The 619-nt window shown below is 59.3% G+C and carries 1 protein-coding gene; it reads right to left on the reverse strand.

Annotated features, from left to right (window positions below):
- Positions 1 to 303 precede the first annotated feature (303 nt).
- Positions 304 to 619, reverse strand: a 316-nt coding sequence (locus tag HU762_RS26520; protein WP_186641876.1) for a DUF6124 family protein, incomplete at its 5' end; no start/stop codon positions are given.

Raw genomic sequence — 619 nt, forward strand, 5'->3', positions numbered from 1 at the left:
GTGGGCCCGCCGCGAAGGACCATCCATGGTCCAGCGCGGCTATCCCGGCATCCATGCCGGGATGCCCACTGCGCAATGCCTGCGTTCGGCCAGCGTGGTTAACGGGGCGCCCGAGATCAAAGTCCACCGCGAGGCGGCCTTATAGCCGACCTGGTTTGGGTGGGACTGCATTTCTCCTGTGGGAACGGGTTTGTTCGCTAACAGCTTACACATTCGACATTTTACGTTGGCGGCCGCATTAACCCGTGGCGAGGGAGCTTGCTCCCGCTGGGCTGCGCAGCCGCCCCCGATTTTGTGGTGCGGTCAATGTTGCGGATTGACGCTATCCAACATCCGGTTTGCCAATAACCTACTCAGTTCGATCAGTTGCTGAATGCCGAAGGCAACATGGCGCCGCGAGCCTTTCAGGTCGAACGCAAGGTCGTTGATCATGGCGTCGGCTGAGGCCAGGGTTTCGCTGAGGTTGGCCAGCAGGCTTTCGGTGTCGATGCCGTCTACGATGGTGAAGAGCTGGCCTGGCGACGGTTTCTTCTCGGATTTGGCCTGTTTGGGGTTCAGGTAGTAATCGAGCGCGCGATCAGAAGCTTCCTGGAGTTTCTTGGGGTCGGTTTCTGTTTCT

It is taken from the genome of Pseudomonas sp. SWRI92 (assembly GCF_014268685.1).
GTDB classification, from domain to species: Bacteria; Pseudomonadota; Gammaproteobacteria; order Pseudomonadales; family Pseudomonadaceae; genus Aquipseudomonas; species Aquipseudomonas marvdashtae.